We start from the raw sequence: 15,166 nt of genomic DNA, 5'->3' as shown, positions 1-15,166 counted from the left end.
GGCGGTTGGTAGATACGTGCTGGCCGTCCGTCGAAACATAGGGGGCGGGGACGCGGGAGCGATGAATATTGCATTTAGTTGATTACACCACGTTTTTAGGGAGACCGGTCCGTTCGCGCGGACCGGTTCCTTTATCTTTGGCGGATGGCCAAACTCTATCCGGCGGACACCCTGAACTTTCTGCGAAAACTTACGCTTCGTCGGGTGATCAATGCCGTGCAGGTCACGGCAAGTTACTACGCCACGCGTTGGCTACAACGGCCGGTGGTGTGGGGTAAGCCCTTTACCGTGAGCTTCGAACCGACGACCGCCTGCAACCTCCGGTGTCCCGAGTGCCCCAGCGGACTGCGTCAGTTTACCCGCCCGACCGGGAATCTGAAGGCGGACTTCTTCCGCCGGACCATGGATGATATTGCTGACCGCCTCCTGTACCTCATCTTTTACTTTCAGGGGGAGCCTTACATTAATCCCGACTTCCTGGACATGGTGCGGGAAGCCAGCGATCGGGGGGTGTATACCATCACCTCGACCAACGGCCACTTTCTCAACGACGCCAACGCCCGACGGACCATCGAGAGTGGGCTCGACCGGCTTATCATCAGCGTCGACGGTACCACTCAGGAGGTCTACGAGCAGTACCGCAAGTCCGGGAAGCTGGAAACCGTACTCCAGGGTGCCCGCAATCTCGTGAAGCACAAACGGGCGATGCGGTCAGCTACGCCCCACCTGATCTTCCAGTTCCTGGTCGTGAAGCCCAACGAACACCAAATGCAGGAGGTAGTCCGGCTGGCTGACGAGATCGGGATCGATGAGGTGAAGTTTAAATCCGCCCAGCTCTACGACTACGAACACGGCAACCCCCTGATGCCGGAGCAGGAGCAGTACGCCCGCTACTACAAGAAGGACGACGGCACCTACGGCCTCAAGAACAAACTTCAAAACCACTGCTGGAAACTCTGGCACAGCTGTGTCATCACCTGGGACGGGCTGGTTGCTCCCTGTTGTTTCGATAAGGACGTCACCCACCGCCTCGGCGACGTGAAATCCCAGGCACTGGCCGACGTATGGGGCGGGGCTGCCTACGATGATTTTCGCCAGAAACTACTCCGGGGCCGGGCCGAGATCGACATTTGCCGGAACTGCACGGAAGGGTGCGAAGTGTGGCTGGGGGCGGAGGTGTAGACGGTAGTTGCTAGGTCGATTGGCCTCTGGTCCGAGACATTCTCACCACGGATGGGCACGGATTGCCACGGATTTTGTTGCCGCGCGGCTCAGGTCGAGGCGTTGCACGCCGAGTAATAGGTCGAATGGCCGCCGGTCCGAGGCATTCTCACCACGGATGGGCACAGATTGCCACGGATTTTGTTGCCGCGCGACCTAAGGTCGAGGCGTTGTACGCCGAGTAATAGGTCGAATGGCCTTTGGTCCGAGACATTCTCACCACGGATGGGCACGGATTGCCACGGATTTCGCTACCGCACGGCTCAGGTCGAGTCGTTGCACGCCGAGCAATAGGTCGAGCGGCCTCTGGTCCGAGACAGGTTCACCACGGATGGGCACGGATTGCCACGGATTTTGTTGCCGCGCGGCTCAGGTCGAGGCGTTGCACGCCGAGTAATAGGTCGAATGGCCTTTGGTCCGAGACATTCTCACCACGGATGGGCACGGATTGCCACGGATTTCGCTACCGCACGGCTCAGGTCGAGTCGTTGCACGCCGAGCAATAGGTCGATTGGCCTCTGGTCCGAGACATTCTCACCACGGATGGGCGCGGATTGAACACGGATTTTGCTACCGCACGGCTCAGGTCGAGGCGTTGCACGCCGAGCAACAGGTCGAGTGGCCTCTGGTCTGAGACAGGTTCACCACGGATGAGCACGGATTGCCACAGATTGGTATTCACGGATTTTGTTGCTGCGCGGCTCAGGTCGGGGCGTTGCACGCCGAGCTCATCTTCCCCGCCATCCCCCCTCCCCGCGAAACATCAATAACAATCATACATCCGCCGAATGAGCGGTGCCATCGAAAAAATATAATCTTGACTGTAACATCGCGCTAGCTTGATCCGTGGATCAGTCAAATGCCCACCGTGCAAACTTTTAATGCCATTGCCGCTACCGTTCGCGACCGCCTGTACCGGCTAGCGTTGCGAATGACCGGCGACGGGGGCGAAGCGGAGGACGTGGTACAGGAGGTGCTGCTGCGCGGCTGGCAGCGACGGGAGGAGATCGTGCGACTGGACAACCCGCCGGCGTGGCTGATGCGCATGACCCACAACCGGGCAATCGATCGGCTACGACTCCGGGAAAGTCGCCGCCGCAACGAACACGCCGCCGCGCCGGGCGACCGTTGCGCGGAGGATCCTTACCGCCAAGTGGAATCCGAAGACACCCTGCAGCACATTCACCGGCTGATGGCTCGCTTACCGACCGAGCAGCGCACGGTCCTGCACCTGCGGGAGGTGGAGGGCATGAGTTACCGGGAGATCGTAAGTGCCACCGGACTGACGATGGACCAGGTAAAGGTTTACCTCCACCGGGGGCGTACGCAACTGCGTCAATTATTACTGAACGAGAAGATCGTAGAAAGATGAATCACCAACGTGCCAGAGCGCTTATAGAGCGGTACTTCGCCGGGGAAACCAGCCTCGCCGAAGAACGGGAGTTGCGGGCCTACTTCGGTAGTGACCACGTCGATCCCGAGCTGCGTAAGTACGTACCGCTCTTCGGGTACTGGAAAAGAGAAAGGAGCATAACCGCGTCGCATCCGAAGCGGAGTCCGCGTAGGCTACCCCAACTACTTCTCGCAGTAGCGGCGGCCCTGCTGCTTTTGGTCGTGGTCCGCAATATCCGCCCGGCCCCGACGGTGACCGCTTTCCCCGTAGCGGAACGGCAGCCCGTCGACTGGAGCCGCTACGAAGTCACCGACGAACGGGAGGCCCTACGGATACTCCGGGGCGTGCTGAAAACCACCGCGGAGAAGATGCAGCAGGGACCCGCCATCACGCTGCGGGAGCTGCGGGAAGTGGAGGACATCCTGGACTAAAATTTTAATCACCGGCTTCGGCCAAGCAAAGTATACTACGATGAAATACCTGATCCTTGCGCTCTTCGTGCTGTCGCTGGCACCCGCGTCCGCGCAAAAAAACGAGCCGCTCGATGCCATTTCAAATTATTTCAGCGAATACGTCGATGACCAACGCTTCACGGCGGTCTACGTCAGTGGTAAGATGTTTGAATTGTTTAATGATGCTAAAATCGACCTCGACGAAATCGACGAGGAAGAGCTCCGCGCCATTCTGGAGGTCGTACGGGATGTGCGGGGAATCCGCGTGCTGCACACCGACGTCACCCCGCTAGATTTTTACCGGAGCGCGAAGGGCCGCATCAATACCGACACCTACGAGTTGCTCTTCAAGGTCCGGACCAGGGATGGCCAGAACGTGGAAGCCTTCATCCAGAACGAAAAGGCCATGATCAACGAACTCTTCTTGCTCGTCGGTGCCAATGACACCTTCGCCATGCTCAGTTTCGTCGGCGACATCGACCTCAGCAAGCTCTCCCAACTCCAGCGGGCCCTCGATTAAGCTCCCCTATCTAATCCTTCAAGCCTCCACCCATCCAATCATGAAACTCCTCCTCTCCCTCCTCCTGCTCACGACCGTCCTTTCCGCTCAGGACGATATCATCAAAGACTTCATCCGGGAACACCGCCGTGGGGAAGAAAACGTGGCCCTGAAGGTGCCGGGCTGGATGGTGAATCTGGCCAGCGACATCGGTGCGACGGCGAGCGACGATCCCGACGAACAAGTGCTCTTTAGACTACTCGGTGAACTAGGAACGGTACGCATGGTCACCTTTTTGAACGAAGACTTCCGGCGCCCGGAGTCGAGCGTGGTCAACCTGCTGTACAGTCTTGAACGTTACCGCGGCTTCGAACGGTGGGCGGAGGTCCGCACCCAGGAAGGGGACCGGGTGGCGCTGACGGTGCGGTACGAACGACAGAAAATACGGGAACTGGTGGCCGTGGTCACGGAGGAGGACCGTACGACGCTGGTAGCGGCGCGGGCGCATCTGACGGCGGAGGAGCTGGGGCGGTTGGTGAATCAGTTGGAGGGCTTGTAAAGCGGGGGTGTGGGCTCCCGGTCGGAAACCGCATTGTAGTTTTGCGGGATGCAGCGCGCGAATTTTTTAAGACACGTAGCCCAGACGAGTCCGGCCCCGATGGGTCTGGAGATTGCCGGGGGGGAAGGTGTTTACCTGATGGACACTTCCGGAAACCGTTACCTGGATCTTATTGCCGGTATCGGCGTAAGTGCCCTCGGACACAATCATCCGGCGGTGGTGAGCGCGGTACAGCGGCAGGCCGGAACCTATATGCACACCCTGGTATACGGGGAATTCGTACTCGGGCCCCAGGTAGAGCTCGCTACCTTATTATGCGCGCAGTTGCCTGAAGGACTCGACAACGTATACTTCACCAACTCCGGAACGGAGGCCACCGAGGGAGCCATGAAACTGGCGAAGCGCGTAACGGGCAGAAGCGGCTTCGTTTCCGCCACCCACGCCTACCACGGAAGCACCCAGGGGGCCGCCAGCCTGATGTGGCCCAAGGATTTTACCCGGGCTTTTCACCCCCTGTTGCCGGGTGTAGACCACCTTGAGTTCAACGACGACGCCGGTCTGGAGCGCATCACTCCCCGTACCGCCGCCGTGATCCTGGAGACGGTGCAGGCGGAGTGGGGCATCCGAAAACCCCGTCCGGAGTGGTTGCAGGCCGTGCGCCGTCGCTGCACCGAAGTGGGGGCACTACTGATCCTGGACGAAATTCAGGCTGGTATGGGACGGACCGGCACGCTGTTCGCCTTCGAGCAGTACGGCATCGTCCCGGATATACTACTCCTGGCCAAGGGGTTCGGGGGCGGGATGCCCCTCGGTGCCTTCGTGGCCGGGCGGAAGAATATGCAAGCCCTGACCGAAAATCCGGTGTTGGGCCACATCACCACCTTCGGCGGTCACCCGGTGAGTTGCGCGGCGGGATTGGCCGCCCTGCAAACCCTTACGCGTCAAACCGACCTTATCGCATCGGTAGGGGAGAAGGAAGCGCTCTTTCGGCGGTTGCTGGTCCACGACCGCATCCGTGAGATCCGTTCGGCTGGTCTATGGATGGCCGTGGAGCTCAGCGACTTCGAGGAAATTCGCCGCGTGATCGCCCGCTGCCTGGAGCGGGGGGTGATCACCGACTGGTTCCTGTTCAACGAACGAAGCCTCCGAATCGCCCCGCCGCTGACGATCACCAATGAGGAGATCGAATGGGCGTGCGGGGTACTCCTGGAGAGCATAGATGCGTAAGCTTCTGGAGGTACGGAATGGAATAATGCGTGGCAAAAACACTTGCTGAGCATAAGCAACTCAATCTTTTTGTGTTGTAATCCATAGATCGGGTACGTATCTATCACAAAATGAGGCAGATACGTCGGCCAGCGCGATTTTTCAACGTATAAATGAGAAAAATTATGGGTCGAAACATGGGATTTTGTATACCTAATGTTAAAAAACGGCCGTTAGTTAGACGAACGAAACCCGATGACATGAATCTGTCGTAAATCCCGTGCAGTAGCACGATTTACTCACCATTCAGGATGTTTCTTGCGTCCGCGTCGTTTCTTCACGACTTACACTTCACCTATGCGAACACCCAATCAACCCCGCCCACTTAGTATTACATATCGCGGATACCCGTATTTCGATAGTGTGGACGGCGCCCTTCCATCATATTTGTGAGCGGCGGATAGATACCAATTCCCGAGGTCTTCGGGACCAGAATCCTATCAAGGATACCCATAATTACAGACCTATTCTTATGCAGGAATAGGGTAGTTCCGGATTGTGATCAAGCCGGATGCGATCGGATATACAGTATGCCGTACTGACGGAACGAGTATTCTTATACTCAACGATATTAGACTCGAGATTATTCCTTATTATTTAAAGCTGACACTACAGCGAACTTTAATTTGCGAGCTTGCAGTGCCTTTGTTCCGGTAATCGACGGGTTATCAGGGCAACGTGCGCGGCGAGCTCGCTGCTGTTTACGTGGGGTGTAAAGGAATATATAGTATCGTGCGATGGCTGACTATCGGCCGGCCAATTTTACTAAGTGGGGGTAACCACCGGCAGGGTATCCAGACCTAGCGGAATGTAAGTGGTACTTTTGCCGGGGTAAATCGTACCCCCCCCCCGTGGACTTCCCCTCTCTCCTCAAAAAAATCAAGGCGAAAGACTTCGCGCCCGTCTACCTGCTGCACGGGGAGGAGGCTTACTTCATCGATCAGTTGGAGGAGGCCATCGAGCAGCACGCTCTCCAGGAACACGAACGCGCCTTCAATCAGACCATTCTCTACGGGAAGGACACGGAGTATTTGCAGGTGATCGACGCCGCCCGCCGGTTCCCGATGATGGCGGAGCGGCAACTGATCATTCTGCGCGAGGCCCAGGATATGCGCGACCTGAAGGAACTGGCCGCCTACGCCGCCAAGCCCGCCCCTACCACCGTGCTCGTGATCAGTCACAAGCACAAAAAGCTTAACGGCAACTTCGCCCTCACGAAGAACATTAAGCAGACCGGCATCGTCTTTGAATCCAAGGGGCTGTACGACAACAAGGTTCCCAACTGGATCACCGGCTACCTGCGCGACCGCAAGTACCGCATCCAACCCGAAGCCAGTAATCTGCTTGCCGAGTTTCTGGGTACGAGCCTGGGCAAGATCACAAACGAGCTCGACAAACTCATGCTCAACCTGGCCCCCGGCACCGAGATCACGACCCAGATCGTGGAGGAGCAGGTCGGTGTGAGTAAGGATTACAACGTCTTCGAACTGCAACGCGCCATCGGACACCACGATACGGCCAAATCCGCCCGCATCCTCCACTACTTCCGCGCTAACCCGAAGGCCGCCCCCCTGCCCATGGTCACCGGCAGTCTCTACAACTACTTCAGTAAGGTATTCCTCCTGAAGGAACTGCACCGGAAGCGCGAAAGCCGGTCCGAGATCATGAAAACCCTCGGCCTGCGTTTCGACTTCTTCCTCGACGACTACGAAACCACCGCCCGCAATTACTCCGAAGGCGACCTACATACCCTCTTCGCCCTCCTCCGGGAATACGACCTCAAAAGCAAGGGGGTAGACAGCAACCTGGCCGGTAAGGGAGAGCATGAGTTGCTGAAGGAGATGGTGTGGAAGATGATGAATGTTGGTAGTGTGGTAGGGTGGTAATGTGGTAGGTTGGTTTGCCACATTACCATTCTACCACCCCACCACTCACTCTTCCAAGTCAAAAATACTATCACTCTCCCCCCGCTCTACATTGTCCTTTAGGCGGTCCATGGCGTTGACGGCCTGCTCGTAGAAATCGTAAAATATGGGGAAAAGAGCCTTGCCCCGCTCGATGACGATATCCGGCAGCTGGATGAGTACGGGATAGGTAATGCTGTCGGCCTTCACCTCATCGGTAATGATCTTGCTGCGATCCCCGAAGTACACGAGCCCGGAGAAAATGAAGGTGAAGAACAGTCCGGAAAGGATGCCCCCGAGTACCTGGTTGATGAAATTAATATTGACCGACTCCATAAAGCCCGTCAGGCCCCGCGCCAGTATCCGGAACAGGATGAGCGTCAGAAAGAAGAGCAGTACGACCCCGATGAGGAAGGCCCCGGCGCTGGTCACCGACGGGAAGGCGTTAAAGATCATGTCGCCGGCGATCGGGCCGAACTTCATCGCGGCCAGTACTCCGAAGACGTAGCTCACCAGGCTCAGGACCGTGGAAATAATACCCCGGCTATAGCCCACCCAGAAACCGTAAGCAAGAAATATGAGGCAAACGATGTCGATGACCATACCACAAAGGTACGGGATGCGTAGGTTATCTTTGCGGCCCCCAAATTACTCCGCTATGATCCGCATTCTCGCCAACGATGGTATCGCCGCTAACGGCAAGCAGCTTCTCCAGGACGCCGGCTTCGAAGTCGTCACCGACAAGATCGCCCAGGACGATCTGATGACCGAGCTCAATAACTTCGACGCCATCATCGTCCGCAGTGCCACCAAAGTCCGTAAGGAGCTGATCGACGCCAGTCCCAACCTGAAGGCGATTCTCCGCGGTGGCGTGGGCATCGACAATATCGACCACGAGTACGCCGCCAGCAAGGGAATCCCTACCTACAATACCCCCGCCGCCTCGAGCGACGCCGTTGCCGAACTGGTGTTCGGCCACTTCTTCGCGTTGAGCCGCTTCCTCCACCGCTCGAACCGCGAGTTGACCGCCGCCGACGGTGACTTCAACAAGCTCAAGAAGGCCTACGCCAAGGGCCGGCAACTACGTGGTCGTACCCTGGCCGTAATCGGTTTCGGACGCATCGGCATGGCCGCCGCCCGCATCGGACTCGGACTCGGAATGAAGGTGGTCGCCGTAGACCCCTACAAGGAGGAGGACACCGTGAAGCTGGAATTCGCAGACGGTCAGACCCTCGACTTCCGCATCAAGACGATCTCCCTCGAAGAGGCCATCAAGCAGGCAGACTACATCACCATTCACGTTCCCGGGGGCAACCTCATCAACACCGATGAGATTGCCAGCATGAAGGACGGCGTCATCATCGCCAACACCAGCCGCGGCGGCGTGATCAACGAGGACGCCCTCCTCGAAGGACTCAATAGCGGAAAGATTGCCGGCGTTGCCCTCGACGTGTTCGTCGGAGAGCCCCAGCCCCGCCGCGACCTGCTGGAGCACCCCCGCGCCAGCGTCTCTCCCCATATCGGTGCCGCTACCAACGAGGCCCAGGACAATATCGGCGTCGAGCTGTTCGAAAAAATCCGCGATCACTTTGCCGAAAAGTAAGCGATCGGTCGCGGCGATTTTTGAACTTGCCTGGTGGGCCTTCACCCTGGTACTGGCCGGTCTGGTACTGCTGCCGATTTACGATTCCCTACCGGAGTTTCCCTTCTTCGTGCCCAACCTGGTATACGTGGTCGTGGCCGTCACCCTCACGCGCTACCTGTTCCTGTTGCGCGTGAGTTGGTTACGCGATCGGTTGATCCTGCAGGCGGCGCTGGCCCTCGCGGTCATCCCCCTGATTTTCTACATGGTGCAGGCCTTCAACGGCTTCATCATCTTTTTCGACGAGCGGGGCCCCGACGTACTCATCCGGTCGCTGGACAAATCGATGGGTAAGACGCTTGACAGTTACCTCCATGCCGAGTACCGCTTCTTCGGCATCTGGGCCATCGTAGCGGCGGCCATCACCCCGTTTCGCCTTACGTACAATGCGTGGCTGCGTTACCGGGCCGGCGTGCGGAAATAAATATTTGTTATCTACGGTGGCTAAGTCCGAATATCCGTGACGAAAGGGCTAGCTTGAAGGGCCCAACCGAATTTTTCAGCGAATATTCGCCATGACGCCTCTCGAACTCGTTTACGACAAACTTCTTCCCCTTACCGAACTGAGCCGTCGCCGCTGCGGCTGGCGGACGCGGAGTCAGCCTACGGTCTTTACCAACGGCGTTTTTGATCTCGTGCATCCCGGCCACCTCACGTACCTGGCGCAGGCCGCCGGTCTCGGACAGCGCCTCATCGTCGGGGTGAATTCCGACGAGAGCGTGAAGCGACTGAAGGGAGATAGCCGGCCCGTCATGCCCCTCGCCGCCCGGATGCAGTTGCTCGCGAGCCTGTTCTTCGTGGATGGCGTCGTGGCTTTCGAAGAGGATACACCCCTTGAACTGATCAAAACCCTACGGCCCGACATTCTTACGAAGGGCGGCGACTATACCGAAGCGGGCATCGTGGGGGCCGCCGAGGTAAGAAGCTGGGGGGGCACGGTGGAAGTACTTCCCTTTTTGGAAGGGCATTCGACCACCCAGATTCTGGAGCTCATCGGTTAATTTTCCGCTCCTGCGTTCCCGCCTCTAAAAGCATCTCCCCATGACCATTCGGCAAGTCACCGATTTCCTCGAAGGCATCGCTCCCGCACACCTGCAGGAAAGCTACGACAATGCGGGGCTGATCGTGGGCGACCCGGCGGAGGAGGTGACCGGCGTGCTTACCTCCCTCGACTGCACGGAGGCCATCGTGGAGGAGGCGGCGGCGCGCGGGTGCAACGTCGTGGTGGCCCATCACCCCATCGTATTCCGGGGGCTCAAGCGGCTGAACGGTGCCAACTACGTCGAACGCACGGTGATTAAAGCCATCCGCCTCGGCATCGCCATTTATGCCATCCACACGAACCTCGACAACGTCCGCTTCCGCGGCGTTAACGAACGGATCGCCCAGCGCCTCGGGCTTACCGACCTGCGCCTGCTCAGGGCTAAGAACGAGGAACAAACAATTGGGTCCGGCATGGTGGGCGAGCTGCCCCGACCGCTGGACGAACGCGATTTTCTGGCCTACCTACGGGAGCGGATGCAGGCGCCCGTCGTTCGCCATACCCCCCTGCTCGGTACGCCGATCCGCACGGTAGCCGTGGCCGGTGGCGCGGGTGGGTTCCTGTTGCCGGACGCTAAGCAGGCCGGGGCCCAGGCTTTCGTCACGGCCGATTATAAGTACCACGAGTTCTTCGATGCCGACGGGGAACTGGTCATTTGCGACATCGGACACTACGAAAGCGAACAGTTTACAACTCAATTACTTGCGGACTTGTTAAGTAAAGAATTTACTACCTTTGCGGTCCTTTCGACGGAGCGGAACACCAATCCGGTCCGCTATTTCGTCTGAGGATCCTTCACTTATAAAGCTATCCTGCATGGCCGCTGCTGCCCCCACCGAACTGACGGTTGAAGAAAAAATGCGCGAACTCTATCGCCTGCAACTCATTGACTCCCAAATAGATGAGATAGAAATTCTGAAAGGCGAGCTTCCCATGGAAGTCAGCGATCTCGAGGACGAGATCGCCGGCCTCGAGACCCGCATCAGCCGGACGGAAGCCATCGTCGATGAATTGCGCAACGAGATCAGCCGCCACGACGCGAACATTAACGAGTCCGACATGCTCATCTCCCGCTACGAGGAGCAGATGAACAACGTCAAGAACAACCGCGAGTACGAGGCCCTGATGAAGGAGACCGAAATGCAGCGGCTCGAGATCCAGCTCAGCCAGAAGAAAGCCAAGACCGCTACCGAGGACCTCGAAGGTCGCCAGGCTACCCTCGATGCCACGAAGGAGCGCCGCGACGCTAAGCTCAAACTGCTCGAAGTGAAGCAGGAAGAGCTCAAGAGCATCATCGCCAAGACCGAGAAAGAGGAGAAGAAGCTGCGCCGTGCCTCCGACAAGCAGCGCAAGATCATCGAAGACCGCCTTCTGCGTGCTTACGACAAGACCCGTAGCAATTACCGCAACGGTCTCGCCGTCGTCACGGTAGAGCGCAACGCCTGCGGCGGTTGCTTCAACGCCATCCCGCCCCAGCAGCAACTCGAGATCAGTCAGCGCAAGCGCCTCATGGCCTGCGAGCACTGCAGTCGCGTTTTGGTGGACGATACGATTTTGGAGGAAATGGAGGAAGCGTAAGGGGTAGAATGGTAGGAAGGTACTATAGTCGTATGGTCGAATCAGTACCGGCTTACCGTTTTGATTGATGTGAACTGCTCGGGTGTGTTTCGCATGTAAGAGAGCAGCTTACCGACCCTCTCTGATGCCGTTATGTACGCACTATAGTGATCGTCGGAGATGTAGCCTGCCTTTAATGCTAGGTCAAGCCATACTTGTGTCTCGTAGTTTTCCGCAATGCAGTCGTTAAGTTTTGATCGAAAGTGCTTGGGGTAATTTCTGCGCCCGAAGCATTCGCCTAAATTAGCACATACCGAACGCGACGATCTGCATATTTGATCCGACAAACGGTATTGTTCATCTTTAGGAAAGGTTTTCGTGAGTCGGAAAATTGACGCGGCTAACTCGAAAGCGTATTGATATGCATGCCACGCACGGAATCCTGAGGTAAGCATAGTCGTGTGGTTCGTAATTTCCCCCAAAAGTCCGTCGAGTAACATTCATTAATCGTGACTTAAACGTATATAGTCGAGTATAGACGTTTGTGTAATACTGAGGTACTATACTACCTACCGACCACAATACCCATTTACTACACTACCACCACATGTCCTCCCGCATCCTCATTATCGGCGCCGGCCGTTCCTCCTCCGCCCTCATTAAGTACGCCCTGGACAACAGCGAGCGACTCGGTTGGAACGTGACGGTAGCGGATGCCGATCCGGCAGCAGCTGCCTCTAAGGTGGATGGTCATTCCCGGGGAACTACCGCCTGGCTCGACGTGACGAAGACCAACGACCGACGGGAACTGATCGGCCGGTCCGACATTGTCGTTTCCCTGCTTCCCGCTCACCTGCACATCGAGGTGGCTCAGGACTGCATTCGGCTGAAAAAACATCTCGTCACGGCCAGCTACGTCAGCCAGGAATTGTACCGACTCGGAGACGAGGCCCGCGACCGGGAACTGATCTTCATGGGGGAAATGGGGCTCGACCCGGGTATCGACCACATGTCGGCCATGCAACGCATCAACACGATCCGCGAGAAGGGCGGCACGGTCACGGCCTTCCGGTCATTCACCGGTGGACTGATCTCCCCCGAAAGCAACGATAATCCCTGGGGCTATAAATTCACCTGGAACCCGCGCAATGTCGTCCTGGCCGGTCAGGGTACCGCCCAGTACCTCGAAAACGGTAAGCTCAAGTATCTTCCTTACTACCGGCTATTCAACAACACCTGGAACGTCGAGCTCGACGGCATCGGCAAGTTCGAAGCCTACGCCAATCGCGACAGCCTCCTCTACCGTGAGCAGTATGGCCTGACGGATATTCCCACCATCTTGCGCGGCACCCTCCGCTACCCGGGGTTCTGCGCCGCCTGGAACGCCCTGGTCCGGATCGGCATGACGGATGGCGATTTTCCAATCCTCGACAGCAGCCAGATCACCTACCACGAACTCATGGAGGCCCTCGCCCCCAGCGGTCCCGGTTCCGTGAAGGACCGTATCGCCCAGATGCTCAAACTCGATCCGAACGGTGAAGTGATGGATCGTCTCGTCTGGCTCGGCCTGTTCCGTAAGAAACGCATCAAGCTGAAGGGTGCCACCCCCGCCCTCATCCTCGAGAATCTGCTCCTCGACCGCTGGAAGCTACAAGCCGACGATAAGGACCTCATCGTGATGCAGCACCAAATCGATTACGAGATTAACGGGCGCACCCATCGCGACGTGTCGAACCTGATGATGAAGGGCGAAAATGCCCGCGACACCGCCATGTCCCGACTCGTCGGACTCCCCCTCGGCATCTTCGTCCGACTCATGACCGAGGGAAAGATCCAAACTACCGGGGTACACATTCCTACCATGCGCGAGGTCTACGAACCCGTTCTGGAGGAAATGGAGGACTACGGACTGGAATTCACCCACCATACGATTGACCTCTAGCGGACTGGTCCGGGCCGGTCAGTTCAATCAGGCCGCACGGCAGGGGGCGTACATCTTCATCGCCCTCGCCCTTCCCCGGCTGGGCGTACCCACCGAACAGATCGGCGCCTGGGAAACCCTGCTGTTCATCGGCTATGTGCTCGGGTTCGGCTGGACTACCGGGCTCCTACAGGGGTTTCTCGTCAAGATGGGGCAGGCAGATCCCGCCCGTACCGCATCTTTCGCTCGCGCGGCCGTCCTGACCACCGCGGTATTCTCAGTTGGAGTGCTGGCAATGGCCACGGTGTTTCACTCGGCCGTCTTTAAGTTGCTGCAACTAAGCGGAGAACCCGTCGGGTGGTATTTTTTCTTCCTCCTGCTGCTGAGCCGGTGGCCTTCCTACTGCTTCGAACAGGCCCTGCTCCTTACCGGGCGCGTACGCCTGCTCACCGGCTACGCCGTGACAAACGCCCTGGGCCTGGTGCTGTCTCTGCTCACGCCCCTGTATCTGGGCCATAATCTGGTGGGAGCGCTGCAATTTTTGGCGGGGTTCGCGGGAGCAAAAGCCCTCCTCATCATGCTGTGGGCACTGGTAGTCACCCGCAAGCCGATACCGGACCCGAAACGGGGAAAAGTAAGCGATGAGGTGCGGGACTGGGTGCGTCTCAGTCGTCCGCTGATGGCCTACGCCACCGTGGGTGCCCTGGTTTCGGCCGTCGACCCCTGGATCGTCAACTACTGGTCGGGCGGGGACGAGGAGGTATTCGCCATCTTCCGCTACGGGGTGCGGGAACTGCCCTTCCTGGCCGCCCTCATTAATGGGATGACGGTCGTGGCGATCCCCGTCATTACCCGCGAAGGGGCGCCTGGACTACGGGTTCTGCGTGACCAGTCGCGGCGCTTGTTTCACTACGTTTTCGCCCTGGCGCTCGTGCTGCTCGCCTCCGCGGATTACTGGTGGACTCTAATTTTCACCGAGACCTTTGCCGCCAGCCTTCCCATTTTCCGGACCTTCCTCTTGGTCGTCGGTTGCCGTCTCGTATTCGCGATGACCGTGCTCACCGCTCTCCACGAAACCCGGCGACTGTATCTCTGGGGGTTGCTGGAACTGTTGGTGAACATCATCTTATCGCTGGCCCTGGCCCCCCACTACGGTCTGATGGGAATCGTATGGGCCACCGTGATCGCCAGTTACTTTCATGAGCTTTGTCTAGTACTTTATCTTCGCTACCGCACTCGCACGAGCTGGCGTGCCTATGCCGATCTGCGCTGGTACGCCCTATACCTGGTCGGATTGTTCGTGGTGTATTGGTGGGTGGTGTAACCCCACTCCATGACCGCCGAGTAGAAGCTGCATCCGTGCTTAATCCGTACTCACCCATGGTGAACTTGTCTCGGACCGGAGGCCACTCGACCTATTGCCTGCTCGGCGTGCAACGCCTCGGCCTGAGTCGTGCGGTAGCGAAATCCGTGTTTCATCCGTGCCCATCGGTGGTGAACGTGTCTCGGACCGGAGGCCACTCGACCTATTGCCTGCTCGGCGTGCAACGCCTCGACTTGAGTCGTGCGGTAGCAAAATCCGTGTTCAATCCGTGTTTTCTATGATGCTTGCAAGTTTGGTTGATAATTTTTTTGATATGTAGTGCCCCGCCGCACGACGGCGAAGACGCGCTCGATGATTTTGTTCTTCACCGCGTTGGCCACCACCCG

General features: G+C 58.0%; 16 protein-coding genes. 14 read left to right on the top strand and 2 right to left on the bottom strand.

Annotated elements, in window-relative coordinates; translation table 11 throughout:
• Positions 1–144 precede the first annotated feature (144 nt).
• The 7 genes from NMA52_RS13170 (at position 145) to holA (ending at position 7,276) form a co-directional block, all read left to right on the top strand.
• On the top strand, positions 145–1,182 hold the full coding sequence (locus NMA52_RS13170) for a radical SAM protein (protein WP_254828154.1): 1,038 nt from the start codon (positions 145–147) through the stop codon (positions 1,180–1,182).
• A 907-nt stretch (positions 1,183–2,089) separates the two neighbouring features.
• On the top strand, positions 2,090–2,593 hold the full coding sequence (locus NMA52_RS13165) for a sigma-70 family RNA polymerase sigma factor (protein WP_254828153.1): 504 nt from the start codon (positions 2,090–2,092) through the stop codon (positions 2,591–2,593).
• Positions 2,590–3,045 carry a hypothetical protein gene (locus NMA52_RS13160; RefSeq protein WP_254828152.1) on the top strand — a complete coding sequence of 152 codons (456 nt, stop codon included), beginning with the start codon at positions 2,590–2,592 and terminating at the stop codon, positions 3,043–3,045. Before NMA52_RS13165 ends, NMA52_RS13160 begins: the two co-directional genes overlap by 4 nt.
• 40 nt (positions 3,046–3,085) lie before the next feature.
• Positions 3,086–3,586, top strand: coding sequence for a DUF4252 domain-containing protein (locus NMA52_RS13155; RefSeq protein ID WP_254828151.1), 501 nt, complete (start codon positions 3,086–3,088; stop codon positions 3,584–3,586).
• Between the two features lie 40 nt (positions 3,587–3,626).
• The gene (locus NMA52_RS13150) at positions 3,627–4,124 is read left to right on the top strand and encodes a DUF4252 domain-containing protein (protein ID WP_254828150.1); all 498 of its coding nucleotides are present in this window, start codon (positions 3,627–3,629) and stop codon (positions 4,122–4,124) included.
• A 48-nt stretch (positions 4,125–4,172) separates the two neighbouring features.
• Positions 4,173–5,351, top strand: coding sequence for an aspartate aminotransferase family protein (locus NMA52_RS13145; RefSeq protein WP_254828149.1), 1,179 nt, complete (start codon positions 4,173–4,175; stop codon positions 5,349–5,351).
• A gap of 890 nt (positions 5,352–6,241) precedes the next feature.
• Positions 6,242–7,276 (top strand): DNA polymerase III subunit delta, encoded by a 1,035-nt coding sequence (gene holA / locus NMA52_RS13140; RefSeq protein ID WP_254828148.1) that lies wholly within the window; start codon positions 6,242–6,244, stop codon positions 7,274–7,276.
• 45 nt (positions 7,277–7,321) lie between these two features.
• Here the strand turns inward: holA and NMA52_RS13135 are convergent, their stop codons facing one another.
• Complete coding sequence (locus NMA52_RS13135) at positions 7,322–7,897, bottom strand: CvpA family protein (RefSeq protein ID WP_254828147.1); 576 nt, start codon at positions 7,895–7,897, stop codon at positions 7,322–7,324.
• 55 nt (positions 7,898–7,952) lie between these two features.
• Between NMA52_RS13135 and NMA52_RS13130 the strand changes: the two genes are divergently transcribed.
• The 5 genes from NMA52_RS13130 to NMA52_RS13110 all read left to right on the top strand — a co-directional run bounded on the left by NMA52_RS13130 (position 7,953) and on the right by NMA52_RS13110 (position 11,556).
• A complete protein-coding gene (locus NMA52_RS13130) occupies positions 7,953–8,897 on the top strand; it encodes a D-2-hydroxyacid dehydrogenase (RefSeq protein WP_254828146.1) in 945 nt (314 codons plus the stop codon).
• Entirely contained in the window at positions 8,884–9,360 is a 477-nt protein-coding gene (locus NMA52_RS13125) for a hypothetical protein (RefSeq protein WP_254828145.1), read from the top strand. The genes NMA52_RS13130 and NMA52_RS13125 overlap by 14 nt, the downstream gene beginning before the upstream one ends.
• Positions 9,361–9,451: 91 nt before the next feature.
• Positions 9,452–9,937: a D-glycero-beta-D-manno-heptose 1-phosphate adenylyltransferase gene (gene rfaE2, locus NMA52_RS13120; protein ID WP_254828144.1), complete on the top strand. Its 486-nt coding sequence runs from the start codon at positions 9,452–9,454 to the stop codon at positions 9,935–9,937.
• A 40-nt stretch (positions 9,938–9,977) separates the two neighbouring features.
• The gene (locus NMA52_RS13115) at positions 9,978–10,766 is read left to right on the top strand and encodes a Nif3-like dinuclear metal center hexameric protein (RefSeq protein ID WP_254828143.1); all 789 of its coding nucleotides are present in this window, start codon (positions 9,978–9,980) and stop codon (positions 10,764–10,766) included.
• A gap of 28 nt (positions 10,767–10,794) precedes the next feature.
• A complete protein-coding gene (locus NMA52_RS13110) occupies positions 10,795–11,556 on the top strand; it encodes a zinc ribbon domain-containing protein (protein WP_254828142.1) in 762 nt (253 codons plus the stop codon).
• A 41-nt stretch (positions 11,557–11,597) separates the two neighbouring features.
• Here the strand turns inward: NMA52_RS13110 and NMA52_RS13105 are convergent, their stop codons facing one another.
• Complete coding sequence (locus tag NMA52_RS13105) at positions 11,598–11,990, bottom strand: four helix bundle protein (protein WP_254828141.1); 393 nt, start codon at positions 11,988–11,990, stop codon at positions 11,598–11,600.
• Between the two features lie 152 nt (positions 11,991–12,142).
• Between NMA52_RS13105 and NMA52_RS13100 the strand changes: the two genes are divergently transcribed.
• Positions 12,143–13,477 (top strand): saccharopine dehydrogenase C-terminal domain-containing protein, encoded by a 1,335-nt coding sequence (locus NMA52_RS13100; protein ID WP_254828140.1) that lies wholly within the window; start codon positions 12,143–12,145, stop codon positions 13,475–13,477.
• The gene (locus NMA52_RS13095) at positions 13,467–14,780 is read left to right on the top strand and encodes a lipopolysaccharide biosynthesis protein (protein ID WP_254828139.1); all 1,314 of its coding nucleotides are present in this window, start codon (positions 13,467–13,469) and stop codon (positions 14,778–14,780) included. The genes NMA52_RS13100 and NMA52_RS13095 overlap by 11 nt, the downstream gene beginning before the upstream one ends.
• Positions 14,781–15,166: the final 386 nt, after the last annotated feature.

Source organism: Lewinella sp. JB7 (assembly GCF_024297185.1).
In the GTDB taxonomy this organism is placed as follows: domain Bacteria; phylum Bacteroidota; class Bacteroidia; order Chitinophagales; family Saprospiraceae; genus Neolewinella.
This window is presented reverse-complemented; position numbering and strand designations above follow the sequence as displayed.

Bases quoted from the DNA above. Each gene is read 5' to 3' on its own strand.
- NMA52_RS13155 (WP_254828151.1), top strand. From the start codon at position 3,086: ATGAAATACCTGATCCTTGCGCTCTTCGTGCTGTCGCTGGCACCCGCG.
- NMA52_RS13145 (WP_254828149.1), top strand. From the start codon at position 4,173: ATGCAGCGCGCGAATTTTTTAAGACACGTAGCCCAGACGAGTCCGGCC.
- NMA52_RS13150 (WP_254828150.1), top strand. From the start codon at position 3,627: ATGAAACTCCTCCTCTCCCTCCTCCTGCTCACGACCGTCCTTTCCGCT.
- NMA52_RS13160 (WP_254828152.1), top strand. From the start codon at position 2,590: ATGAATCACCAACGTGCCAGAGCGCTTATAGAGCGGTACTTCGCCGGG.
- rfaE2 (WP_254828144.1), top strand. From the start codon at position 9,452: ATGACGCCTCTCGAACTCGTTTACGACAAACTTCTTCCCCTTACCGAA.
- NMA52_RS13100 (WP_254828140.1), top strand. From the start codon at position 12,143: ATGTCCTCCCGCATCCTCATTATCGGCGCCGGCCGTTCCTCCTCCGCC.
- NMA52_RS13130 (WP_254828146.1), top strand. From the start codon at position 7,953: ATGATCCGCATTCTCGCCAACGATGGTATCGCCGCTAACGGCAAGCAG.
- NMA52_RS13105 (WP_254828141.1), bottom strand. From the start codon at position 11,990: ATGCTTACCTCAGGATTCCGTGCGTGGCATGCATATCAATACGCTTTC.
- NMA52_RS13170 (WP_254828154.1), top strand. From the start codon at position 145: ATGGCCAAACTCTATCCGGCGGACACCCTGAACTTTCTGCGAAAACTT.
- NMA52_RS13115 (WP_254828143.1), top strand. From the start codon at position 9,978: ATGACCATTCGGCAAGTCACCGATTTCCTCGAAGGCATCGCTCCCGCA.
- NMA52_RS13110 (WP_254828142.1), top strand. From the start codon at position 10,795: ATGGCCGCTGCTGCCCCCACCGAACTGACGGTTGAAGAAAAAATGCGC.
- NMA52_RS13135 (WP_254828147.1), bottom strand. From the start codon at position 7,897: ATGGTCATCGACATCGTTTGCCTCATATTTCTTGCTTACGGTTTCTGG.